At 41.2% G+C, this 22,793-nt stretch carries 24 protein-coding genes and 1 rRNA gene; 11 read left to right on the top strand and 14 right to left on the bottom strand.

The genetic code is table 11. The features are described 5' to 3' along the window. Window positions 1–113: ribosomal RNA gene (locus tag FTU12_RS14710) — 16S ribosomal RNA — on the bottom strand; the annotation flags it as partial. Between the two features lie 603 nt (window positions 114–716). Beyond that, window positions 717–989, bottom strand: a complete 273-nt coding sequence (locus tag FTU12_RS14715; protein ID WP_180042222.1) for a hypothetical protein — start codon at window positions 987–989, stop codon at window positions 717–719. A 225-nt stretch (window positions 990–1,214) separates the two neighbouring features. Here FTU12_RS14715 and FTU12_RS14720 point away from each other — a divergent pair, with 225 nt between their 5' ends. After that, window positions 1,215–1,856: a YitT family protein gene (locus tag FTU12_RS14720; RefSeq protein ID WP_180108237.1), complete on the top strand. Its 642-nt coding sequence runs from the start codon at window positions 1,215–1,217 to the stop codon at window positions 1,854–1,856. Between the two features lie 493 nt (window positions 1,857–2,349). Here FTU12_RS14720 and tyrS read toward each other — a convergent pair whose 3' ends face one another. After that, window positions 2,350–3,582: a tyrosine--tRNA ligase gene (gene tyrS, locus FTU12_RS14725; protein WP_171262600.1), complete on the bottom strand. Its 1,233-nt coding sequence runs from the start codon at window positions 3,580–3,582 to the stop codon at window positions 2,350–2,352. 63 nt (window positions 3,583–3,645) lie between these two features. Here tyrS and FTU12_RS14730 point away from each other — a divergent pair, with 63 nt between their 5' ends. Continuing rightward, entirely contained in the window at window positions 3,646–4,773 is a 1,128-nt protein-coding gene (locus tag FTU12_RS14730; RefSeq protein ID WP_078189534.1) for an anhydro-N-acetylmuramic acid kinase, read from the top strand. 98 nt (window positions 4,774–4,871) lie between these two features. Here FTU12_RS14730 and FTU12_RS14735 read toward each other — a convergent pair whose 3' ends face one another. The 3 genes from FTU12_RS14735 to purE all read right to left on the bottom strand — a co-directional run bounded on the left by FTU12_RS14735 (window position 4,872) and on the right by purE (window position 8,542). Beyond that, window positions 4,872–6,158 carry a lytic murein transglycosylase gene (locus tag FTU12_RS14735; protein WP_180114802.1) on the bottom strand — a complete coding sequence of 429 codons (1,287 nt, stop codon included), beginning with the start codon at window positions 6,156–6,158 and terminating at the stop codon, window positions 4,872–4,874. Between the two features lie 733 nt (window positions 6,159–6,891). After that, entirely contained in the window at window positions 6,892–8,013 is a 1,122-nt protein-coding gene (locus FTU12_RS14740; RefSeq protein ID WP_180114804.1) for a 5-(carboxyamino)imidazole ribonucleotide synthase, read from the bottom strand. A 16-nt stretch (window positions 8,014–8,029) separates the two neighbouring features. Next, window positions 8,030–8,542, bottom strand: coding sequence for a 5-(carboxyamino)imidazole ribonucleotide mutase (gene purE, locus FTU12_RS14745; protein ID WP_078189531.1), 513 nt, complete (start codon window positions 8,540–8,542; stop codon window positions 8,030–8,032). 216 nt (window positions 8,543–8,758) lie between these two features. On the opposite strand from purE, the gene FTU12_RS14750 reads away from it, so the two are divergent. After that, window positions 8,759–9,103 (top strand): hypothetical protein, encoded by a 345-nt coding sequence (locus FTU12_RS14750; RefSeq protein ID WP_257222261.1) that lies wholly within the window; start codon window positions 8,759–8,761, stop codon window positions 9,101–9,103. Window positions 9,104–9,232: 129 nt separating this feature from the next. Here FTU12_RS14750 and FTU12_RS14755 read toward each other — a convergent pair whose 3' ends face one another. After that, window positions 9,233–9,571 carry a DMT family protein gene (locus tag FTU12_RS14755; RefSeq protein WP_078189529.1) on the bottom strand — a complete coding sequence of 113 codons (339 nt, stop codon included), beginning with the start codon at window positions 9,569–9,571 and terminating at the stop codon, window positions 9,233–9,235. A gap of 274 nt (window positions 9,572–9,845) precedes the next feature. On the opposite strand from FTU12_RS14755, the gene mpl reads away from it, so the two are divergent. Beyond that, window positions 9,846–11,210 carry a UDP-N-acetylmuramate:L-alanyl-gamma-D-glutamyl-meso-diaminopimelate ligase gene (gene mpl / locus FTU12_RS14760; protein ID WP_180114806.1) on the top strand — a complete coding sequence of 455 codons (1,365 nt, stop codon included), beginning with the start codon at window positions 9,846–9,848 and terminating at the stop codon, window positions 11,208–11,210. A 61-nt stretch (window positions 11,211–11,271) separates the two neighbouring features. Here the strand turns inward: mpl and FTU12_RS14765 are convergent, their stop codons facing one another. The 4 genes from FTU12_RS14765 to FTU12_RS14780 form a co-directional block, all read right to left on the bottom strand. Beyond that, window positions 11,272–11,742, bottom strand: a complete 471-nt coding sequence (locus FTU12_RS14765) for a BLUF domain-containing protein (RefSeq protein WP_180114808.1) — start codon at window positions 11,740–11,742, stop codon at window positions 11,272–11,274. Between the two features lie 160 nt (window positions 11,743–11,902). After that, window positions 11,903–12,088 (bottom strand): hypothetical protein, encoded by a 186-nt coding sequence (locus tag FTU12_RS14770; RefSeq protein ID WP_180005551.1) that lies wholly within the window; start codon window positions 12,086–12,088, stop codon window positions 11,903–11,905. A 255-nt stretch (window positions 12,089–12,343) separates the two neighbouring features. After that, window positions 12,344–12,670 (bottom strand): GNAT family N-acetyltransferase, encoded by a 327-nt coding sequence (locus FTU12_RS14775; protein WP_257224328.1) that lies wholly within the window; start codon window positions 12,668–12,670, stop codon window positions 12,344–12,346. Between the two features lie 313 nt (window positions 12,671–12,983). Then, window positions 12,984–13,289, bottom strand: a complete 306-nt coding sequence (locus tag FTU12_RS14780) for a GNAT family N-acetyltransferase (RefSeq protein ID WP_373684168.1) — start codon at window positions 13,287–13,289, stop codon at window positions 12,984–12,986. Between the two features lie 132 nt (window positions 13,290–13,421). Here FTU12_RS14780 and FTU12_RS14785 point away from each other — a divergent pair, with 132 nt between their 5' ends. Both FTU12_RS14785 and FTU12_RS14790 read left to right on the top strand, forming a co-directional pair. Then, window positions 13,422–14,615, top strand: a complete 1,194-nt coding sequence (locus FTU12_RS14785) for a sugar transporter (protein WP_180036059.1) — start codon at window positions 13,422–13,424, stop codon at window positions 14,613–14,615. 302 nt (window positions 14,616–14,917) lie between these two features. Beyond that, window positions 14,918–15,883, top strand: coding sequence for a TerC family protein (locus tag FTU12_RS14790; protein WP_180114810.1), 966 nt, complete (start codon window positions 14,918–14,920; stop codon window positions 15,881–15,883). Window positions 15,884–15,948: 65 nt separating this feature from the next. Here the strand turns inward: FTU12_RS14790 and FTU12_RS14795 are convergent, their stop codons facing one another. Next, window positions 15,949–16,563 (bottom strand): nucleotidyltransferase family protein, encoded by a 615-nt coding sequence (locus FTU12_RS14795; RefSeq protein WP_249748283.1) that lies wholly within the window; start codon window positions 16,561–16,563, stop codon window positions 15,949–15,951. 208 nt (window positions 16,564–16,771) lie between these two features. On the opposite strand from FTU12_RS14795, the gene guaD reads away from it, so the two are divergent. From guaD to FTU12_RS14810, 3 genes are all read left to right on the top strand, one after another. Beyond that, a complete protein-coding gene (guaD, locus tag FTU12_RS14800; protein ID WP_180114812.1) occupies window positions 16,772–18,088 on the top strand; it encodes a guanine deaminase in 1,317 nt (438 codons plus the stop codon). A 225-nt stretch (window positions 18,089–18,313) separates the two neighbouring features. Next, window positions 18,314–18,841, top strand: coding sequence for a hypoxanthine phosphoribosyltransferase (gene hpt, locus FTU12_RS14805; protein ID WP_078189517.1), 528 nt, complete (start codon window positions 18,314–18,316; stop codon window positions 18,839–18,841). Between the two features lie 178 nt (window positions 18,842–19,019). After that, a complete protein-coding gene (locus FTU12_RS14810) occupies window positions 19,020–19,277 on the top strand; it encodes a GlsB/YeaQ/YmgE family stress response membrane protein (protein ID WP_078189516.1) in 258 nt (85 codons plus the stop codon). A gap of 80 nt (window positions 19,278–19,357) precedes the next feature. On the opposite strand, the gene FTU12_RS14815 is transcribed toward FTU12_RS14810, so the two are convergent. After that, a complete protein-coding gene (locus FTU12_RS14815) occupies window positions 19,358–20,056 on the bottom strand; it encodes a DsbC family protein (RefSeq protein ID WP_180114830.1) in 699 nt (232 codons plus the stop codon). A gap of 113 nt (window positions 20,057–20,169) precedes the next feature. After that, the gene (gene dmeF, locus FTU12_RS14820; RefSeq protein ID WP_180074180.1) at window positions 20,170–21,120 is read right to left on the bottom strand and encodes a CDF family Co(II)/Ni(II) efflux transporter DmeF; all 951 of its coding nucleotides are present in this window, start codon (window positions 21,118–21,120) and stop codon (window positions 20,170–20,172) included. A 56-nt stretch (window positions 21,121–21,176) separates the two neighbouring features. On the opposite strand from dmeF, the gene FTU12_RS14825 reads away from it, so the two are divergent. Then, window positions 21,177–21,443, top strand: coding sequence for a metal/formaldehyde-sensitive transcriptional repressor (locus FTU12_RS14825; protein WP_078194474.1), 267 nt, complete (start codon window positions 21,177–21,179; stop codon window positions 21,441–21,443). Between the two features lie 115 nt (window positions 21,444–21,558). After that, on the top strand, window positions 21,559–22,734 hold the full coding sequence (locus tag FTU12_RS14830) for an MFS transporter (RefSeq protein ID WP_257227329.1): 1,176 nt from the start codon (window positions 21,559–21,561) through the stop codon (window positions 22,732–22,734). Window positions 22,735–22,793: the final 59 nt, after the last annotated feature.

Consider the following 22,793-nt stretch of genomic DNA (forward strand, 5'->3'; position numbering starts at 1 on the left):
ACTCACCCGTCCGCCGCTAGAAATCGGTAGCAAGCTACCTATTCCCGCTCGACTTGCATGTGTTAAGCCTGCCGCCAGCGTTCAATCTGAGCCATGATCAAACTCTTCAGTTTAAAATCAATAGTACATATAGTGTACCAATCTTGGCTCATCAATTACTGACAAATATTTCTCAAATAAACTTCGAGTAATTTCTACCATCAATCAATGAAAATAATTTCGATCAATCAATCAGTAAAAATCCACACAAGTTGTTCTTCATAATCTCTTAATGATCTTCCTAACATCTCGTCAATGCTAGAAGCTGGACTTCGATAAACTTAACAACTCAACGCTTCGCGTTTCGTTCGTTTCCGTCTATCTCGTCGGTATGGGGTGCATTCTAGAGCATTTCAGAATCATTGCAACCCCCAATTCACTATATTTTTCACGTATGTATTTTTTATAAGCGTTTTTGCTAAAAAAATTGCACTTTTACCTATTTTTTAAGCATTTTTTATAAATATTTAGCAAATAGTCGATATTTAATTAAGTAAATTTCTTATATCTAGCAAATCTTTTTCAGCGCTTTTAAGTCTAATAAAAGTGACTTTGATTATTTATTAATCATTAGTCTACTTTTCTTCCTCAAAGCACATCATTTTTTTCTGTCATCACACCGATTCAAGCTTCATAGACATTTTTTAGCTTGCATTTTTATATTTACCAACATTCTTTTAGCGTTCATATGCTAAATGTTGCATGACTTCCAAGATGACTTGTTGCTTTCCACTGAAATCCTCGGCAGAAAATAGCAGCTTGGCACGCCGAGGGAGTTGTTCTCGTACCAATGCAAATAGTTGGTACTGTGCTGCGATATCCAAATCATGTAATTGTTGCTGCGCCTCACAAAATAATGCTCTTTTATGCTGTGTAGTTTGGTAGTCAAATAAATACCTCAAGATTCGATCAATCTGTTCATCATGATTATCGGTATTGTAATACGCCATGTTGTTGCTCTTTTTTGATTTTTGACCATTGTTCCATAAGGCCTGTTTTTGCAAAAATCATTTTAATTACATGCTTAGTCATTTTTGCTGATAAAAATACAGCCTATTTTATTTGAATAATCACTATTAACGATCACAGTCATAAAAAGCCACTATTTTTGGGCTTTAGACGCATAGAGTGCAGGCTGCGTTTTACGTACACTCTTTTTATTTTTTAGGTGCAGGATGCCAACACAGTTTTTTCCACGCTTATTCTTACTATTAAGCGGATTAGGATTATTGGCTTTTGGTGTCGTACTCTCTATACATTCAAATTTAGGGACATCCCCTATTTCCTCGGTGCCCTACAGCTTTAGCTATATCTTTCCACTCACCGTCGGCACATTAACAGTATTGATGCACATCGTCATGATCCTGCTGCAAATGCTGATCTTAAAATCACGCTTTCAGTGGATACAGTGGCTGCAATTACCCGTGGGAATTTTGTTTGGTGCATTTATTGACGGTTTAATGTGGCTCACCCAAGGCTGGAGCATAGAAAGTTACCCACTTCAACTCCTGGCTTGCTTGGCAAGTTGCCTGATTACCGCTTTAGGTGTGAGCTTAGTGGTCAAAGCCAGTCTAGTCCTCTTAGCCGCAGAAGGCCTCTATCAAGCCATTGCTGTTCGTTATCGCCTTGATTTTGGCAACTGTAAGACCTATGGCGACATTCTCTTGGTCAGTATTGCAGTTATCAGTAGCTGGCTGGTCTTACATCAAGTCATCGGAGTACGTGAAGGCACCATTATTACCGCACTTTTAGTGGGGACTTTAGTCAAGCGGATTTTACCTAAATTAAGCTTCATTCAATTTGGCTCTAAGCCCTAAAACCAAGCTCCATGAACATCTATCTGAGTAAAGACATTTTAAAGCTCGATTGAATCGGGCTTTTTTTCTGGCGCGATTAAAGTCTTTAATACAGAAATGAATGTGATTTTTGAAAGGAATAGCTCAATTTTACAAATAAAAAAGGGAAAGATCTCTCCCAAAATCTTTCCCTTAGAATTGAATCTTTAGTCGATCCATCGTGTAGTTATTATAGTTATTTGTTAACTCACTAAAAAAAGAGTCCCTTGGGGAAGAGACTTATAAAAAGTGGAGTTATCGTTATGTACCCTCTAGATGGTATATATCTCTCTAGATGAATAAATCTTATACATAAAATTCAAGAAATGCAACACATTTGGAAAAATTTAAGTGTTGTTTTTATAAGGTTTTTTTTGAATTTGCTTATTTATATTATTAATATATTAATTGGTAAAAAAAAGCAGGCCGAAGCCTGCTTTTAATTCAATAACTTAACTAAAAATTCAAGAATTTATTAGTCGGTAAAAGTTACTTTTGCGATCGCTTTTTTGCTCGCTTGGATAATCAAAGTTTTGTTTTCTGACACAGCATAACCTGCATCAACCACTTCCCAATCCACTTTCACTGCACCACGACCAATTGCATCTTTTGCTTGAGCTGCATTTTTAGTCAAACCCGCTTCACGCAAAATAGAAGTAATGAAAATCTCACCACCAAATGCGCCACGAGAAATAGTCACTTCTGGTGTACCTTCTGGAAGTTCACCTTCAGTAATCAAGTTGCCTGCACCTTTGTGCGCATTTGCCGCAGCTTCTGCGCCATGGAAACGCTCAACCAATTCAAGTGCAAGAATTTTCTTCACTTCTTGTGGATTACGACCTTCAGCCACTTCTTTAAGCAACTGTTGAATTTCTTCAATCGATTTAAAGCTCAACAAGTCAAAGTAACGTTCGATCAAATCATCTGGCATTGAAAGCACTTTTTGGTACATCGCACCCGGTGCATCAAATACGGCAATATAGTTACCCAAAGATTTAGACATTTTATTTACGCCATCTAAACCTTCAAGAATCGGCACAGTAATGCACACTTGAGACTCTTGGTCATAACGGCTTTGTAATGTACGACCCATCAGCAAGTTAAAGGTTTGGTCTGTACCCCCCAACTCTACATCCGCTTCTAGCGCAACTGAATCATAACCTTGCACCAATGGATATAAAAACTCGTGAATCGCAATCGGTTGATGGCTGTTATAACGTTTAGTGAAGTCATCACGTTCCAACATACGTGCCACAGTTTGCTGTGAAGCCAACTGAATCAAGTCAGCAGCAGTTTTTTGACCAAACCACTCTGAGTTAAACACAACTTTAGTTTTCGCTGGATCTAAGATCTTAAATACTTGTTCTTGATAAGTTTTAGCATTTTCTAAAACTTTTTCACGTGACAACGGTGGACGCGTAGCACTCTTACCCGTTGGGTCACCGATCATGGCTGTATAGTCACCAATCAGGAAGTAAACTTCATGACCTAAATCTTGGAAAACTTTTAATTTATTAATCAGAACCGTATGACCTAAATGTAAATCAGGTGCAGTCGGGTCAAAACCCGCTTTAATTTTTAATGGGCGATTCTGCTTTAATTTCTTAAGAAGATCTTCTTCAGAAATAATCTCATGTGTGCCTCGTTGGATGAGGGCAAGTTGTTCTTCAGCCGGCAGGAAATTTGACATCACAAAATCCAAATAGATCAGTTATACAATTTGTGCGATATACTAACACTTTTTCAGCACATTGCAGGCTTAAGAATCATCATGACAGCGATCTACATTGGGGTAATGACCGGCACAAGCATGGATGGTGTCGATATTGTTGCTGCTTCTTTTGATCCTTTAGAGATTCATGCGACGCTCACACTTCCCTTTGACCCAGACCTTCGTGATGAACTGATGGCGCTCACTTTGCCTGATGATAACGAAATTGATCGCATGGGTAAGGCAGACGTTGCATTAGCTCAAATGATCGGTCATGGCATCAATGAATTGATCGAAAAAAATCAGCTAGATCGTAGTCAAATCAAGGCTATTGGCTCACATGGACAAACCATCCGTCATCGCCCAGAACATGGTTTTACCCTACAAATTGGCGACCCCAATATTATTACCGAACTCACTAAAATCCCTGTGATTTCAGACTTTCGCCGCCGCGATATGGCTGCGGGTGGTCAAGGCGCACCTTTAGTTCCTGCGTTCCATCAAGCGCTTTTCCAACATGACACCATTCACCGTGTGATTTTAAATTTGGGTGGCATTGCCAATGTCAGCATGTTACCTGCGGGTAAACCTGAAGATGTCTATGGCTTTGATACAGGCCCTGCCAACATTTTAATGGATGCTTGGTGCGAACGTTATACTGGTCAGCCGTATGATGAAAATGGCAACTGGGCGGCTTATGGTCAGCCTATTCGCAGCCTGCTCGACCGCTTACAAGCGCATGAGTTTTTCTCTAAGGAACCGCCAAAAAGTACAGGTCGTGAAGACTTCAATCTAGAATGGTTAGATGAACAGATTCTCGATTGGCGTGGAGATCTCGAATATGACGAACTCGAAGATACGCCAGAAAACATTCAAGCAACCTTAATGAAACTCACCACACGTGCCATTAAAAAAGCCATTTACCGTTCTGATATGGATACCGGTGAAGTCTATGTCTGTGGTGGTGGTGCATATAATTCACACCTTTTAGAACAACTGCGCTGGCGTCTACGTAAACATGAATGGACGGTGCAAAGTACCGCAGATTTAGGCTTAAGCCCAACATGGGTGGAAGCGACGGCCTTTGCCTGGTTGGCGATGCGCTTTGTCAATCAGCTTAGTGCAAATTTACCAAGTGTGACGGGTGCTGCTGGCTATCGTATCTTAGGTACAATCACTGCGGTTTAAGAGTCAAAAACATATAAAAAAGGTCTGCAATTGCAGACCTTTTTTATATAGACAAGCTTTTATATAGATTAACTACTATATAAAAGCATAGCTAAAACTTAATTCATCATTGCCTTGGCATGTTCATTACGGAAAGCCTGTAAAATCTGCTGTCCCGCCCGACCTGTTGGGCTTAAACCCAGTCGATTTTGCTCTTGTCGAATGGCTTGACGGGTTTTATCTCCAATTAATCCATCCACTTTACCAATGTCATAGCCACGGTTAAGTAAAAATTGTTGAATCTCACGTCGTTCCGCACGTGAAGTCCCAGGATCATCGGTTGGCCATGTCGTACTAAAGCCACCCTTGCCTTGCAAGCGATCGGATAAATGCGCAATCGCTAATGCATAACTCTCTGCCGCATTGTAGCTGTAGATTGCATCGAAATTTTTTAACACCAAGAATACAGGCCCACTTGCCCCAGCCGGTGCCATTAATCCTGCTTGGCTCGATCCAGAAAGGTTACCTTGAATTAACGGCGTGCCATCGGCACGCTGCAAACCACGATTCATCCAGCTATCTAATGAATTTTTATTACGGCGACTTTCACCACTGATCGACATTCCTTCGGGAATTTTTACTTCAAAGCCCCACGGCTGACCAGTTTGCCAACCACGCTTTTTCAGGAAGTTGGCTGTAGATGCCAACGCATCCGTGGTGCTCGATACCAAATCACGGCGGCCATCACCATCAAAATCGACGGCCAGTTCTTCATAAGTGCTCGGCATAAATTGGGTATGACCAAATGCACCTGCCCACGAACCTTTCAATTGTGATTCATTTAAATCACCACGCTGCAAAATCCGCATGGCTGCAAAAAACTCGCCACGGAAATAGCTTTGACGGCGTCCTTCACAACTTAAAGTGCCCAATGACTGTAATAACGGATAGCTACCCGCAATATCACCAAAATTACTCTCCACACCCCAAACCGCGACCACGGTTTCAGCAGGCACACCATAAGCCGCCGCGACACGGTTTAATACATCACGATGCTGCGCCAATTTCTGCCGACCCAGGTGTACACGCTCTTCATCCACCAGTCCTGACAAATAGTCCCAAATCGGTGTTGAAAACTCAGGCTGATAGTTGAGCTTTTCAATCACAGAATAATCAGGTGTTAAATTTTGTGTATAGCGATCATAAGTTGACGCATTCACACCAGCATTCATTGCTTGCGAGCGCAAATTGGCTAAACAGCCTTGAAAGTTATTTTGTGGTGAAATGCTGCTTGTTGCAGGCATGCTCGACGCATTGACAGACTGACCATTAATAATCAACTCGGCATTTGCCTGAGTTATTGCCAAAAAAGCAGTCCCGAAAACAAATCCTAAGTGATGCTTCATACCCTTGATCTTTTTTTGAATTTAAATTGTTGCTTTAACAATAGCAGCTCAAAGCAAAAGTTAAAGGTTCAAAACGTAAATTTAAATTCATAATTTCTACTTATTTAAATTCATTTTTTAAATTTGAATTCAAAAGCAGTTATCCACAACCTTGTTTTAAATTCATTACAAACCAAACAGCGGTTTAAATTTAAATTCAAAACTTTTAAATTTAAAATAAACTGCATGTAGAAAAAGTTATCCACAAATTCAAAATGGCGTGACAATTCATTTTTTTATTGTTGATAATCAAAACATTATAGTTCTTAAAAGACTCTCTTTATAGATCCAATAAGTCTGATCAACTTTTAAATTCAAATTTTTTAAATTTAAACACAACGAAATGAATTCATTTTTTCAAATTTAAATTCATAAACTTTGAATTCATTGTTTTCGGTATCGGATTTTTTGAATTCAAATTCATGGTTTAAATTTAAAAACACAATTTGAATTCAAAACACATTGGTTATTTTTGATTTTGATTCACACACATCGCAGGCCATTGATACGGAAAAAACCATACGAAGATTCGCGCAGAATATTTATAAACGAACGAACACTTTATGATCAATAGTTTCTTGTCGTTTCACCGATAAGCGGTGTGATTTTGCAAAGAGGCGCAATGATGCCCGAACTACAGCGATAAAAAAAGCGGCCATGTGCATGACCGCTTTTTTATCATTCAAACTCAGGTTTAAATGGTCATATCTTCGCTAAGTGCCAGTGGATTCGGCAAAATTTTCGCCAAAGCACGACATAAAGCTGTTAATTCTGCAGTATCGTTCGGCATTAATGTGATGTGACCGATTTTGCGACCTTCACGCTCTGTTTTGTTATACAGATGCAAATGTGCGCCATTCAGTGCCAATACATCTTCAGACTTCGGATGCTGGCCAATGATGTTCACCATGACCGTTGGACGAACAACTTCAGTCGAACCCAAAGGCAAACCTGCTACAGCACGGATGTGGTTTTCAAACTGTGAACACACTGCGCCTTCAATCGACCAATGCCCCGAGTTATGTACACGCGGCGCCATCTCATTGGCATATAAGCCTTTATCCGTCACAAACAGCTCAAGCGTCAAAACACCGACATAATTCAAATGATTGAGCAGGCGAGTAATGTAGTCTTGCGCAACTGGTTGTAAGTCTGCGCTGTTTGGCGCAGGCACAATTGAATGCGACAAAATACCGTTGTGGTGGTGGTTTTCCGCCAATGGCCATGTTTTCACTTCGCCATCTTGACCACGCACCGCAATGATTGAGACTTCACGTGAGAAGGTTACAAAGCTTTCCGCGATCAATTCACCTGCAGGGCCTAGTTCAGCCCATGCTTGATCCATTTGCTCAGCGCTACGTAGCACAAATTGACCTTTACCGTCATAACCGCCACGCGATGTTTTCAGTACGATGGGTAAACCCAACTCAGCAACAGCAGCTTGTAAACCCTCGAAAGATGTCACGGCCTTATAAGGTGCAACTGGAATGGCTAATTCATCAAACAAAGCCTTTTCGGACAAACGATGCTGTGCAATCGCTAAAGCTTGGCGCGGTGGGTGCAATGCTTTGTTCTTGGTCAACACATCAACATCTGCTAACGGAGTATTTTCAAACTCTAAGCTGAAAACATCTGCGCTCTGAATGAAATCTTGCAAACCATTTTCAGCTTGAGTCGAAATCACTGGACCCAGCGCTGCAGAAGGGCACTCAGTACTCGCTTCAAAGAAGGTGCATTGAATGTTTAAAGGCAATGCCGCTTGCGCCATCATGCGACCAAGCTGGCCACCACCAAAAATACCAATGGTTTTATCCATGAGAAATGCCCCTTAATTAAGCTTGACCCGGAATATTTTTACTCGCCACTTTATCGGTTTGCGCAGCACGGAAATCTGCAACATTTTTTGCGATTTCAGGCCGTGTTAAACCTAAAATTTGTGCAGCCATGATCGCCGCATTGGTTGCACCCGCTGGGCCAATGGCCAAAGTACCGACAGCAATCCCTGCAGGCATTTGTACAATTGAAAGCAGTGAATCAACACCATTTAGAATCGATGATTTTACCGGTACACCAAGTACAGGTAGGTCAGTCTTGGCTGCACACATACCTGGTAAATGCGCTGCACCGCCAGCACCGGCAATAATCACTTGAATACCACGATCACGTGCGGTTTCGGCATATTCGAATAATCGATCTGGAGTTCGGTGTGCAGATACTACTTCCGCTTCAAATGGGACGCCAAGCTGTTTCAGCATATTGGCAGTGTTTTCTAGCGTTGCCCAATCCGATTGAGAACCCATGATAATTCCAACGAGAGGAGTGTCTTGTGAAGCGGCCGCATTCATTGCAATGTTTCCAGAGATTAAAGTAAGAGAGAGTAAATCTCGACTAGAGCCAAGCTTTAATAAGAGCCCCATATTATAGACTGAAAATTCATCTCAATAAAATTTAACGGTTGTCTTTAAAGAGAAAACTCCATAATATTTTGATGAAAATATTTTTATTTTTTTCAATTTTATAAAAACTTTTATTAAATCAATATTTATAACAACACTTTAAATATGAAACAGATGTTTATCCTGCTCACTCTAGCCCTAAGCTCTCAAAGTTTTGCCCAACTCGTTCAACTCAATACGAACCAATTTGTGAAAGAATTTAACCTTTTACAGCAACAAAAAGACTATAACGGCCAAATTAAGAGTAATGGCTACATCCACGAAAAATTTTTAGTCACCGGAAAATCGATCATTGATGAACGTGAGTCGTTCAAAATGACAGGCTATTACAAAGCAGATGATGGCCGTGATAACATGTATTCAATTTCAGAATATCGTGTGTATTGTGATGACCAAAGCTTTGGTTTTGCACTCATGGACTTTGAAGCAGACGGTCAAAGACTGTACTAACCAATGAGAGTGATTATACCTTTGACTATGAAGATCCCACTCCACGAGACCGTGAGTTTAGTAAAGTCCTCAAAAATGCCTGCAAACACGCCTCACTTAAATGATCAGAGCCATGCAGCATTGGATCAGTTAAGCACTGCGAAACACGAAATAGACACATCCAAAAAGGCATAAACCTGCCCACAAATAGTCCAACTTAAAGGGTTGTTTAAAAAGGAAAATCATAAATGGAACGAAGACCAATAGCGTCACGACTTCTTGTGTGATTTTCATTTGACCCAAAGACCACCCATGTTTGGCCAACAGTCGCGTTGCTGGGATCATAAAACTATATTCGAGTAATGCGATCGCCCATCCAAATAAAATCGCTTGCCAGAGCGGCGCATCATGTAGAAATTTCAGATGTCCATACCAGGCCAAAGTCATAAAACAGTTGGAGATAATCAATAAAAATAGGGCAAGTGACATAAGCAATCAAGATCGCAAAAAATTGCGCTTATTGTACGTTTTTCATCATGATTTCGCGCCTATTTTCCGTGTTTTTATCCTCAAGACAATTGCGTACATTTGATCAGTTACGTGCTCAATCTTTTTGCACGATCTCATACAAAAAAATCTATCTTTTCGCTAAGACCCTTGCTATGGTTGCTTTCAAATGAAATTAACCTTTTCAACCAAATCTATAATGACAACACCACAATAACAAAGTGATGTGTCGATAAAAGCAGTGGAGTTAGAACGAATGCATCTGCATATCTTGGGTATTTGTGGCACCTTTATGGGTTCATTGGCGCTCTTGGCGCGTGATTTAGGACATAAGGTGACGGGTTCAGACCAAAACGTTTACCCACCAATGTCTACCCAATTGGAAAATGCAGGCATTACCTTAATGCAAGGCTATGACCGTAGCCACCTTCAACCACACCCAGATCTCGTGATTGTCGGCAATGCAATGAAACGTGGCATTGATGCAGTGGAATACATGCTGAACGAAGGCCTGCCTTATATTTCTGGCCCACAGTTCCTTGCAGACCACGTGCTACAAGGTAAACATGTCTTAGGTGTTGCAGGCACCCATGGTAAAACGACAACAACGACCATGCTCGCTTGGGTCCTCGATCAAGCAGGTTTAGAACCAGGCTTTTTGATTGGCGGTGTGCCATTGGGTTTCACTGAGAGTGCACGTTTAGGCGGTGGAAAATACTTCTGTGTAGAAGCCGATGAATACGATTCTGCATTCTTCGACAAACGTTCGAAGTTCGTGCATTATCATCCAAAAACGGCGATTTTAAATAACCTTGAATTTGACCATGCCGATATCTTCGACAACTTGGCGGCGATTCAAAAACAATTCCATCATCTAGTGCGTACTATTCCAAGTGAAGGCCGTATCATTGCGCCCATCACAGAGACAAATATTGATGAAGTCTTGGAAATGGGCTGCTGGACACCTGTAGTGCGTACATCTTTAGATGCCAATGAAAAGTCTGAACTGTACGCAGAACAACTATCGAACGATGGTTCTCACTTCAAAGTATTACAACACGGTGTGGTAAAAGGCGAAGTCAAATGGAATATGACTGGGCAACACAGTGTAGCCAATGCTTTGGCAACCATTGCTGCGGCTGAACATGTCGGTGTTTCGATTGAAACGGCGTGCGAAGCACTTTCAAACTTTGGCGGTGTAAAACGTCGTATGGAGCTTTTGGGCACAATCCGTGGCATTGAAGTGTATGACGACTTTGCACATCACCCAACGGCGATTGATACCACGTTAGAAGGTGCGCGTAAGCGTCTGGGTCAACGTAAGCTTTGGGCGGTAATCGAACCACGTTCTAACACCATGTGCATGGGTAGCCATAAAGATGGCCTTGCACATTCTGCACGCTTAGCGGATGAAGTGATTTGGTATCAACCTGAAGGTTTGGATTGGGATCTACAGCCTGTGATTGAAGCTGCTACGAATAAAGCTGTGGTGGCTCGTTCACTGGATGACATCATTCAAACCATCGTAAGCGAGGCAGGCGAGGGCGATGCTGTGGTGATTATGTCGAATGGCGGTTTTGGTGGTTTACATCAGAAGTTGATCAGTGCATTAAAAGCCTAAACCCACTAGATAAAATAAAAAAAAGCCCGCTGCGCGGGCTTTTTTTTTATTCACACTCAGCTTAAAAATAATGCTGATAGCCTCGGTTTTTATAGCCTAAATCCAGCTTAACCGGCTGTTCAACATTCTCTAATCTTAACAATGTCGTTAAAAACGCCTGAATTTGTTCTAGATTGAGCACGTCGGGTTGAAAGCTTGAATGTCCAAAGCGCTGAAACAAACTAGCAATTTCACTATGTCGGTTGACATATTTCATCGACCATTTTGAAAAATCGATTTGATCAATAGTTTGATCAGGATAACGCACAATATCCCTATGGCGAGTATCTTTCGCAATATGCTGAAAAAGCTGTTCGAGAGCCGCTTGCTCACCTTGCAGGCATTGGAAGAACCGGCCTTCGGCATAGTACAGCACGCCAAAAATACGCTGTTCGTTATTGAAGCTGCGGGCTCTTACCAAAATATCACTTAAATCTTGTATTAAATCAAATTGTTGTTCTACACGTGTACTGGCATAACAGAGTTGTATCATTGTGTTTATTCTTAAAGTATTTGCACGATTTTAACGTAGAAAGCGCTACAGGATGAGTAAATATTTGTATATTTTTTAATCAAATGTGCTTTTTAACTTACAACACAAAACCAAGATCACGTATACCGATATCACCTTCATTTTTTTAAACTTATACATATTAAAACAATGAAATTATTTCCATTTGAAGATGAATAAAGAGGCCGACCATGCTTAAAAATTTACTCATTTTTTTATCGATCACTTGTGTATATTTTGCTGCCTTGATCATACTGAATAATTTTGGCGTTTCAGATTTTTTTAATGTCGTTATTTGCTCATTTATTTTAGGAATAACACTGCGCACCGTGATTCCTCACTATCTTATTTATTTACTAATGATGATGACCATTGGCAGTATTTATTTTGTACTGAATAACTTTGCATTATTAAATATCATGTGTTTAAGCTTATTTTTAGGGATATCAAGCTGCTCGATCTTATTGCAGTTTTGGCCAAATCTTTTCAAAGCACCTTCAACGGTGTTGAAACTCAAGCTCAATTGAGCACAAAGCAGTTTTTAAATTTTCATACTGATAAAACGCCCGCATCGCGGGCTTTTTTAGGCTTGAACATCGGCTAATGTCTTGTCTCGGCGAAACATCACCTCTACATAAGAACAGGTTGGAATAATTATTAAGTGTTTCTCACGAGCGAATTCCACCAAATGATCCAATAGTACACGAGCAACCCCTTGCCCACGTAAGGAATCATCTACCCACGTGTGATTTGCCACAATGCTGTGTTCATCACGCCATAGATAACTCATTTCTGCAAGGCGTACACCCTCAGCATTTAACTGAAAAAATTCACCTTTTTGACCATTATCTTGATGTTGCATAGTCACTGTTTTTTCTTCCTTTTTATGAAAAAATACACCGTGTAACAAACGAGAAAGTGATTGGTACAGAACTTAAACGACCTATATTCAACTGTAGGTGATAATAAATCCGTACACCTTTCACATTAATTAAAAAACAATTAAATCACACTTGCCGGATATTTTTATTATGGACCTTTATCTTGTCGCTATCTTTGTATTGCTCATTGCTGCAGCATGCTTGGTTGTATCGCTGTATAAATCACGATCTTAATTCAACTTCACAACTAGATTTCAAATAAAACAGCCTGATTGCAATACCATCAGGCTGTTTTTATTTATCCAAATGATTAATTCACATCACGCTATACAATTTAGCGTATTAGCGTAGAACATCACGAATCGATTCATCTTTATCAAATACAGATTTTGCAAAAGGGCAGAGCGGAATAATTTTCACGTTCTTTTCCCGAGCAAAATTCACTGCTGCATCGAGGAGATGTCGCCCAACACCTTGTCCTCGCAAGCTGTCACTGACATCGGTATGATCAATAATAAATTTATCATCGCCTGCCCATGAGTAAGTCATCTCTGCCAAACGGTCCCCATCTTGCTCAACAAAAAAAGCTCCTTTTTTTTGATCATCATCTTGTTGTACAAACATCTTAAATTTCCTCCATTTTTTTATAAATTGGCATGTAATGCAGGTCAACTCTGTTGTTTTTGTATTAATTTAAACCGCATGCACAGGGCTTAAATCGGTTCCTGCTTGTGTATAGAGCATAGTAAAATAAGCCACTTTATTTATTTGAAGACACTCATGTCTGCCTCTCCCTCCGAAACGGCTTCTTCTGGCTCTTGGACGGCTGTGATTGCTTTGGCTTTCGCAGCATTTATTTTTAATACCACTGAATTTGTACCTGTCGCTTTACTCAGCGATATTGGCAAAACCTTTAGCTTAGCCGCAACCGATGTCGGTATCATGATTACGCTCTATGCATGGGTGGTTGCGCCGATTTCTTTGCCGATCATGTTATTGACAAAAAATATTGAACGTCGTTCACTCCTGATTTGCTTATTTATGGTGTTTATTGTCAGCCATATTCTGTCGTATTTCGCATGGAGCTTTAATACCTTATTACTCAGTCGAATCGGCATTGCATTCTCACATGCACTTTTTTGGTCCATTACTGCATCGCTGGCGGTTCGTGTTGCGCCGAAAGGCAAAGAATTTCAAGCCTTGGGGCTTTTGGCCACAGGCACAGCTTTGGCGATGGTTCTCGGTATTCCGTTTGGGCGTATGGTCGGAGAAGCCTATGGTTGGCGAAATACCTTTGCTCTGATTGGCATTGGGGCCAGTATCGTTTGCCTGATTTTAGCCAAAACGCTGCCAATACTGCCGAGTTTGAACTCTGGCTCGCTGAGCAGCCTAAAACAGTTTATTCGTCGTCCAAGCTTAATGATGGTCTTTGCATTAACCATTATCGTAATTAGTGCGCAATTTACCGCATATAGCTATATCGAACCGTTCTCGCTCAACATTGCTGCATTCAGCTCCATGCAAACCACCACGTTGTTATTAATCTTTGGTGCAGCAGGCTTTCTAGGTTCTTATCTCTTTGGAAAATTTGGTGGGAAATATCCCAAAGTTGCGATTCCTTTGAGTACAGCCACACTGGCTTTATCCATGCTGCTGTTGCTTCCTGTTTCTTTCAGTTTTGCAGGTGTAAGTGCAGTGTGCTTATTGTGGGGCATGAGTATCATTGGATTTAGTCTCGCATTACAGTCAAAGACACTACATCTCGCATCCGACGCCACCGATGTCGCCATGGCTATCTATTCAGGACTTTATAATGTCGGGATTGGCGGTGGTGCACTCTTGGGCGGTATCGTCAGCGTTCATTTCGGTTTGAGTTATATTGGTGTGATCGGAGGAATCATCGCCGTGATCGGCACACTTTTAGCCTTAGCGTTAGTACACCGTGGTGATTTTAACCCTCCTGTGGCACATTAAATGAATTCGCAAATTGCCGATTGCACTTTGTACTAAAAACTGTCATGCTTTGCCGCATATTTGGACAGTGTCCAAAACAAAATTTGAACAAGGGGAGTAGCCTCCTCCAAACGTAAACCTTGTTTTACGTGTCAGAATATCGTCATTACACTTTGCAAAAAGTCGGTATCTGAGCATCGCTGCTGAAAATCATTACAGTACGATGTAGGCAAGACCTTGATCATGTTGTCTCAGGCGTTTTATTTCGTCTGGCAACTGGTCGAGGTTTTTTTATGGCTGGTTGTTAGATGTGGAGAATACACATGGAAACGATTGGCTCTTTATGGCTATATCTGGCATTTTTCGGTTTAGTCACCATCATGCTACTCATCGACTTTTTAGGCTTTAAAAATAACAAAGGCCAAGAAATCAAAGTCAAAACCGCTGCCTATTGGAGTATTGCATGGGTCTCTGTGGCTACCTTATTCGGTGGTGCATTGTGGCTCTATTTACAGCAAACCGCTGGTGTCGCTGTTGCAAACACCAAAGTCATGGAATATTTCGCTGGTTATCTGCTCGAGAAATCACTCGCAATTGATAACGTTTTTGTCTGGCTCATGATCTTTGCTGCCTTTGCCATTCCACCTGCTTTGCAGCGTAAACTGTTACTCTACGGTGTCCTTGGTGCAATTGTGCTGCGTACCATCTTTATTTTTATTGGGGCATGGTTCGTTCAAGAATTCTCTTGGGTGCTGTACTTCTTCGGTGCGTTCTTGGTGTATACCGGCTTTAAATTCCTTAAGGGTTCAGACGAAGACGACAAAGATATCGAAGATATGGCAATTTTGAAGTGGCTACGTAAACACATGCGTATTACCCCTCAAATGCATGAAGATAAATTCTTCGTTCGTCAAAATGGTGTCTTGTGGGCAACGCCGCTCTTTTTAGTGTTGATCTTGGTTGAAGCATCGGACGTGATTTTTGCGGTGGACTCAATCCCAGCAATCTTTGCGGTTACCTCTGACCCGTTTATTGTACTGACTGCAAACTTGATGGCGATTTTGGGTCTACGTGCCATGTTCTTCCTCTTGTCTGGTGCTGCATCGAAAATGCATTACTTACCATATGGTCTGGGCATTATCCTGGTATTTATTGGCGCTAAGATGCTGTTGCTCGATGTGTTCCACATGCCAATTTGGATTTCACTCGGTTTTATTGTGGTGACTTTAACCATTACTGCATGGTTATCAATCCGACACAGTAAGAAGTACCATCAAACCACGTTATAAAACGCTTAGATAAATAAATGCCTTCTTTCGAGAAGGCTTTTTTTATTTTGTAACAAAGCCATGAACTAAGCTTCAGGCGTCATCAAGAGTTTGAGTTTCGGCCAGCGTTGTAAAAATTGTTTCTCTTCTATACGTTGCAAAAAAGTCGCTCGACTAACTAAGGTTGAATTCCAACGCAGTTTTAATTCAAATAAATCAGCTAGTCCAAATGGTGCCACGATTTCTACTTGATCAAGCTCATTTAAACGGACGGCAACAGCCGTTGCAGTTTCAACCCACAAAGAAAGGGCATGGGAAATCGATGTTATGGGCAAAATAGAATCACCATTGTCTAAACGATACCAATGATGCACCAAAGCTTGGTTGGTCACATCCCACTGTATCAATGGAAAGAAAGACTGCATTTCTTTTTGGATCTGATCACTATGAGCACCGTTATCCTCAGCATCATAAAATATAATATCCACCTCAGTATGGGACAGTGTATAGCTGTGTTGGTGTAGCACTGACCACAGCATATTTCGAATGACACCTGCGGCAATATACGCACTGGCATCCACCAAATAAAGCTGCTTTAAAATAGACATGATGCCGTCATGTTGCTGAATCAGTTGCTGCAAGCGCTCAACATAAGTGGCTTCAAGCTGTGATTGATTCACAGGATGCATTGGATGGGACATAGATACACGGTTGAATTCTATTCTTTGATTCGATTTAGCCTGACACAAGCGCATTGATTTAATCAATCGCTTTGAAAAAATGACATGCTCTCGACATACATTAATGGCTGTTCGATGTTTTAGAACATGATCCTCTAATTACAACAACGCCTTTTCTAGCCAAATTAAGCTACAATCAATCGAAAAAATTCTAAACTGCAGGTATGTCATGTCTTCTGTTATCGCATCTACAGCGATCCGTGGTCGCTTTCTAGATATTCAGAATACAGTTGCCCAAGCACGTGAAATTCACGACCAAGTGCGCTATTTCGAAGATGGTTTGCTGATTACGCAAGCCGGAAAAATTCAATGGTTCGGTCCATGGTCTGAGGGCCAACACCATCTCCCAGATCAGGTTGAAATACAGCATTATCCTGATCAATTGATAGTTCCGGGTTTCATCGACACCCACATTCATTATCCTCAAACTGAAATGATGGGGGCTTATGGTGAACAGCTACTGGAATGGCTTGATACCTATACCTTCCCAACCGAAATCCAATTTGAAGATCCGGCTTATGCAGAGCAAATTGCACAGTTCTTCGTAAACGAGTTACTCAAAAACGGAACCACAACAGCCTTGGTTTTTTGTACCGTTCATCCACAATCAGTCGATGCTTTATTTAAGGCTGCAGAACAGCATCAGATGCGCTTAATTGCCGGTAAAGTGATGATGGATCGACATGCACCTGAAGCATTATGTGACACTGCAGAGAGTGGCTATAACGACTCCAAAGCACTCATCGAAAAGTGGCATGGCAAGGGCCGTAACCTTTATGCCATCACGCCTCGCTTTGCCCCAACCTCAACGCCTGAACAATTGGCACGGGCAGGGGAGCTAAAAGCCGAGTATCCTGATGTTTATGTACATACGCATTTGAGTGAAAATAAAAATGAAATTGCGTGGGTCAAATCATTATTCCCTGAGCAAAACGGCTATTTAGACGTTTATCATCATTATGGTCTGACCGGATCACGTTCCGTGTTTGCACACTGTGTGCATTTGGAAGATGCCGAATGGGACTGTATGCATCAGACCAACTCTACCATTGCGTTTTGTCCAACCTCGAATTTGTTCTTAGGCAGTGGTTTATTTCCATTAAAGAAAACATGGGAAAAACAGGTGAAAGTCGGCTTAGGCACAGACATTGGCGCAGGCACCTCATTTAACCAACTGCAAACCATCAATGAAGCCTACAAAGTTCAACAACTTCAAGGCGATAAACTATCCGCATTTGAAGCGCTGTACCATGCCACTTTAGGTGGAGCAAAAGCCTTAGATCTAGAGGACAAACTTGGAAACTTTGATTTGGGCAAAGAAGCAGATTTTGTGGTGCTCGATTTAAATGCCACGGCTTTACAAGCCTTACGTCAACAACGTGCCAAAAATCTGGAAGATGCTTTATTTGCCCTCATGCTGATGGGTGATGATCGTAATATCCATGCCACCTATGTGTTTGGACAATGTGCGTATGTCAAAGCATAAAACGGCTCGACCGAGACGAAAAACAGCGTTGAAAATTGGACTGATTGCCGTCGCTTGTTTGTGCTTACTCAAGCGTGACAGCACTTCCAAGAAAAACTGATTACATTTTCAACGGCAAAAAAGATGCATCTGCGAGCCAGATGTATTAAAATTGGTTCATCTTTAGAGGTGTTGCAAGTCAACACCTTTTTTATTTTTTTGATTTGCTTTTTTAGGTATCTACCCATGTCTGTTCAAATGAGCGTACTGATTTCCACTGAAGAAATTCAAGCTAAAGTGAAAGAGCTTGGCGCAAAAATTGATGCACACTATGCTAACAGCGACAAAGAGTTGGTGTTAATCGGTCTTTTACGCGGTTCTGTTATTTTTATGGCTGACCTTTGCCGCGCAATTTCAAAACCGCATGAACTCGACTTCATGACCGTTTCAAGTTATGGCGGTGGGACCGTATCTACTCGTGATGTAAAAATCTTAAAAGACTTAGACGGCGACATTAAAGATAAAGATGTCTTGGTGGTTGAAGATATTATTGACTCAGGCAATACCTTAAGCAAAGTCTTAGAAATTTTACAGACGCGTAATCCAAACTCAATCGAGCTTTGTACTTTGGTCAGCAAGCCTTCACGTCGTGAAATTGACCTCGATGTAAAATTTTTAGGTTTTGAAGTCGAAGATAAATTTATCGTGGGTTATGGTCTGGACTATGATCAAAAATATCGTCATATTCCTTTTATTGGCGAAATTGGTCTCTAAGCAAGATCAGATACTTAAGAGTGGCCGAAGGCCACTTTTTTTTATTTTTTGGTTTGTTTTGAACAAAAAAACAACAGTTTTTTGCATGTTTAGGCTATAGCTCTGCGCAGTTTTGATTAAAGATAAAGATTGAACATGTCGTAAAAAACAAATACATGATAACAAAAGGAGAGTTACTATGTGGTCACTCATTGTTGCGATTGTTGTTGGTTTTATTGCTGGTTTAATTGCACGTGCGATCCATCCTGGAGATGACAAAGCCGGTTTCATCATGACCACCATTCTCGGGATAGCAGGTTCTTTACTTGCGACCTATGGCGGACGTTTATTAGGTTTGTATGGAGAAAATTCTGCCGCTGGATTTATCGCTTCCGTCATTGGTGCGATCATCGTGTTGTTTATCTATAACCTTGTAACGAAAAAAACCCGCGTCTAATTTTTATAGCGCCATTAAAATACCCGCCTGTAGACGGGTATTTTTTTTATTTATATTTTATTCATACCGTACAACTGAAATTATTTGATCTCTTTTAACATCGATTCTAATTCAGCAGCAGGGTAAGCACCGGTTAAGATCGAACCGTTGGCAAAGACGATTCCCGGTGTACCACTTAGTTTTAAGCTTTTTGCTAATTTTAAATTTCGATCAATGGGGTTTGCACAGCTTTTCGCTGACTTCGGTTGAATTCCCTTATTGATTAAATTATCCCAGGCCATAGCAGGGTTTGAATCACAAAAAATCTGCTTCGATGGTGCCAACGACTGCGGTTTTATGGCTGTGACAAAAGTATAAATGGTCACATCATTAAGTTTTGCCAGTTCTACTTCAAGCTTCTTACAATATGGGCAATTTGGGTCAGAAAAGATCGCGATTTGGCGCTTCCCATTCCCCCTGACTGTTTTAATCGCATCTTGTAATGGGAGTTTATTCCACTCAGTTTTTTGCTGACTGAGGATCAATTGTTTGGTCAGATTTTTTTGATCTTTTAAACGGATCATGGAACCTGCAATCACATAATCCGCATTTTCACTCAAATACAAAACTTGATCTTCAACAAAGCCACTATATATGCCCGGCATTTCGGTACTTTGAATATTCTCAATTTTTAAACCGGGGTGCTTTTCTGCCAAGAGCTTTTGAACCTGTGCTGCATCTGCCAAAGCAAAAGTCGAAAGGGTGGTACTCAACGCCAACGCACATATTTTTTTCAACATAGACTGAACTTCAATATTTAATTGATTCAGCATTCTAAGCCTTAACGGGTGAAAGTCTTGGGCTTTTTTCAGTTCATTACGCAATAGCTACATGCCGTTTCACGTGGAACATATTAAGCTGCATCAGGTGAATTAATTTCAACAGACACATGTACTATTTCTTCATGAATCGACAGCTCTTGACGCACTTCATCTGCGCTCAATGCCTGACTGGTTTCTAAAGCCACAATACATGAAAACTGACCTTTACCCACTTTCCACACATGTAAATCGGTCACATCGACGTCGACAGGCAATTGCATTAAAACTTCTCGAATCTCATCAACGACAGGGTGATCCATTTCCGCATCCAGTAATGTTTGTCCAGTTTCTTTCATCAAGCCAATGGCCCATTTGCCAACTAGAACTGCACCGACAATCCCCAATAGCGCATCTAAAAAACCCCAGCCCATCCATTTTCCGGCAAATAAAGCCACAATCGCCAACACCGAAGTCACCGCATCAGCAACCACATGCATGAAGGCTGCTTTCTGATTGAGGTCGTGATGATGATCATGCTGCTCCTCATGGCTATGCTCATGATGGTGATGGTGATGGTGATGGTGATGGTGATGGTCATCATGCAATAACCAAGCACAGATCAAGTTCACCACCAGACCTAAAATCGCAATAGGGATTGCTTCGTTATAATGAATTTGGACCGGGTTGAATAAGCGTTCCACCGAATGAAAAGCCATAAATGCAGCAACAACCATCAATAATATCGCGCTGCTATAGCCTGCCAAAATTTCAATTTTCCAAGTCCCAAAGCTAAAACGAGCGTCTTGGGCATAGTGGCGTGCCGCACGATAGGCAAAATAGGCCAAGCCTAATGCCAACATATGTGAACTCATATGCCAGCCATCTGCCAATAATGCCATCGAATTAAAAATCCATCCGCCAATGACTTCTAACAACATCATGACTGCCGTTAAAATAGTGGCAATTAAGATCCGTTTTTGTGCGAGTGGATTACCTTCATCAAATTGATGATGATGAATTCGGATGGATGGGGAAGTTTTCATTAGGTTCTATGCTTAAATATACTCCCCCATAGTATATTTATTTTCGGGAGAAAGTGTTGAGTCATTTACATCAGGACAAAAAGATTTTAAATCGGGTTAAACGTCTACAAGGTCAGGTCAATGCGGTTGAACTGGCTTTACAGCAACCCGAAGCAGGGTGTATCGAGGTTTTACAACAGGTTGCGGCCATCAAGGGTGCAGTGAATGGATTAATGAATGAATTAATCGAAGCACATTTACGCCATCATGTATTGCCTCAAGATGCTGAAATTAATGAAGCAGAACTGGAAGAATTTGTAAAACTGCTTAAACGCTATGGATAACGTTACAACTGTGATTTGACCATAGAAAACAATCGGCATTAAACTGAGCCCATATTTCCTTCTTTCTCATGCAGCACAATATTGACCCTATTGACTGTACCTCTGCGACTTTAAAATGACCACATCTCCCTCTTGGCGACCATTTATCATGGTGAGCCTTGCACTCTGTATGGGCACTATTGGTACAGCGCTAGCTAGTCCTCTGTATCCCATTTATCAACAACTTTGGGGACTGCTGCCGAGTCATATCACCTATATCTTTGTTGCCTACATGTTTGGTTGCCTAGCGACCTTGCTGTTTTTAGGTCGTACCAGTAACAGTTTTGGTTTTTTAAGAACCCTGCAAATCGGTATGGCGTGCATCATCTTAGGTTTAAGCTTATCAGTGTTTGCCAGTAATGCACTGTGGTTATCTATCGGGCGCTTTATTATCGGGATTGCCTCGGGTTTAATCAGCACCTCAGCCATGCTTGGTTTGGTCTATACCATTCCTGAACCGCATAAAAATAATGCTCCACAGTGGAGTTCAATCATTACCGTGATTGGTTTTGGTCTTGGCCCATTTATTGGTGGAGTGATTGCCCAATTTTCGGAACAGCCTTTAGTCACCCCTTATATCCCTGTGATCTTTGGGGGGTTGGCGTATTTAATGGGGTTATTTTTTATTCGCACACCGAATTTTGAGCCACAGCCTTTTTCAGTGGCACCACATTTGGAATTGCCTGAAAAGCGTGATCATTCACGATTTTATATCGCTGGACTGACTGCCTTTTGTGCCTTTGGCTCCTTCAGCTTATTTGCATCACTCGCACCCTCTTTCGTCAAAGATGCGATCCCATGGCATGGCCCTTTGGTCAGTGGTAGTGCCATTGCAAGTATCTTGCTGGTTTCCGCTGTCGTGCAATTTATGGCGAAATCGATTCCTTCTGCAAAATGTGTCAATGCCGGCTTAATAGTGTTAATACTGAGCTATGCGCTCCTTGCGCTATGTATGACCCAACACTGGAGTGCATTGTTTTTTATTAGCGATATTTTAGTCGGTGTAGGGCATGGTCTAGGGCTTTTAGGCGCATTTGGCTTAGTTCATCAAATGACCAACAATCAAAACCGTGCTGCGGTGATCTCGACCTATTTATTTATTGGATATCTAGGCACCATTATTCCAATTATTGCAGCCGGCTATTTATCTGATCATTTTGGCTTGATGGTCGGTGTTTTAGGTTTTTGTATTGGCGTAGGCTTATTGTGTATCGGCTTATTGTTTTGGCACCGCAGTCTGAACACCAATTAACCACTGAACTTATTCAAGAAGCATCTTGTATTGGGTGCTTCTTAAACCCAAAAACAATT

It is taken from the genome of Acinetobacter sp. YH12063, assembly GCF_013419715.1.
Lineage (GTDB): Bacteria > Pseudomonadota > Gammaproteobacteria > Pseudomonadales > Moraxellaceae > Acinetobacter > Acinetobacter amyesii.

Excerpts from the sequence above, each read along its gene's own strand:
- FTU12_RS14715 (WP_180042222.1), bottom strand. The coding sequence starts at position 989 with ATGGCGTATTACAATACCGATAATCATGATGAACAGATTGATCGAATC.
- FTU12_RS14720 (WP_180108237.1), top strand. The coding sequence starts at position 1,215 with ATGCCAACACAGTTTTTTCCACGCTTATTCTTACTATTAAGCGGATTA.
- FTU12_RS14730 (WP_078189534.1), top strand. The coding sequence starts at position 3,646 with ATGACAGCGATCTACATTGGGGTAATGACCGGCACAAGCATGGATGGT.
- FTU12_RS14735 (WP_180114802.1), bottom strand. The coding sequence starts at position 6,158 with ATGAAGCATCACTTAGGATTTGTTTTCGGGACTGCTTTTTTGGCAATA.
- FTU12_RS14740 (WP_180114804.1), bottom strand. The coding sequence starts at position 8,013 with ATGGATAAAACCATTGGTATTTTTGGTGGTGGCCAGCTTGGTCGCATG.
- purE (WP_078189531.1), bottom strand. The coding sequence starts at position 8,542 with ATGAATGCGGCCGCTTCACAAGACACTCCTCTCGTTGGAATTATCATG.
- FTU12_RS14750 (WP_257222261.1), top strand. The coding sequence starts at position 8,759 with ATGAAACAGATGTTTATCCTGCTCACTCTAGCCCTAAGCTCTCAAAGT.
- FTU12_RS14755 (WP_078189529.1), bottom strand. The coding sequence starts at position 9,571 with ATGTCACTTGCCCTATTTTTATTGATTATCTCCAACTGTTTTATGACT.
- mpl (WP_180114806.1), top strand. The coding sequence starts at position 9,846 with ATGCATCTGCATATCTTGGGTATTTGTGGCACCTTTATGGGTTCATTG.
- FTU12_RS14765 (WP_180114808.1), bottom strand. The coding sequence starts at position 11,742 with ATGATACAACTCTGTTATGCCAGTACACGTGTAGAACAACAATTTGAT.
- FTU12_RS14785 (WP_180036059.1), top strand. The coding sequence starts at position 13,422 with ATGTCTGCCTCTCCCTCCGAAACGGCTTCTTCTGGCTCTTGGACGGCT.
- FTU12_RS14790 (WP_180114810.1), top strand. The coding sequence starts at position 14,918 with ATGGAAACGATTGGCTCTTTATGGCTATATCTGGCATTTTTCGGTTTA.
- FTU12_RS14795 (WP_249748283.1), bottom strand. The coding sequence starts at position 16,563 with ATGTCCCATCCAATGCATCCTGTGAATCAATCACAGCTTGAAGCCACT.
- guaD (WP_180114812.1), top strand. The coding sequence starts at position 16,772 with ATGTCTTCTGTTATCGCATCTACAGCGATCCGTGGTCGCTTTCTAGAT.
- hpt (WP_078189517.1), top strand. The coding sequence starts at position 18,314 with ATGTCTGTTCAAATGAGCGTACTGATTTCCACTGAAGAAATTCAAGCT.
- FTU12_RS14810 (WP_078189516.1), top strand. The coding sequence starts at position 19,020 with ATGTGGTCACTCATTGTTGCGATTGTTGTTGGTTTTATTGCTGGTTTA.
- FTU12_RS14815 (WP_180114830.1), bottom strand. The coding sequence starts at position 20,056 with ATGTTGAAAAAAATATGTGCGTTGGCGTTGAGTACCACCCTTTCGACT.
- dmeF (WP_180074180.1), bottom strand. The coding sequence starts at position 21,120 with ATGAAAACTTCCCCATCCATCCGAATTCATCATCATCAATTTGATGAA.
- FTU12_RS14830 (WP_257227329.1), top strand. The coding sequence starts at position 21,559 with ATGACCACATCTCCCTCTTGGCGACCATTTATCATGGTGAGCCTTGCA.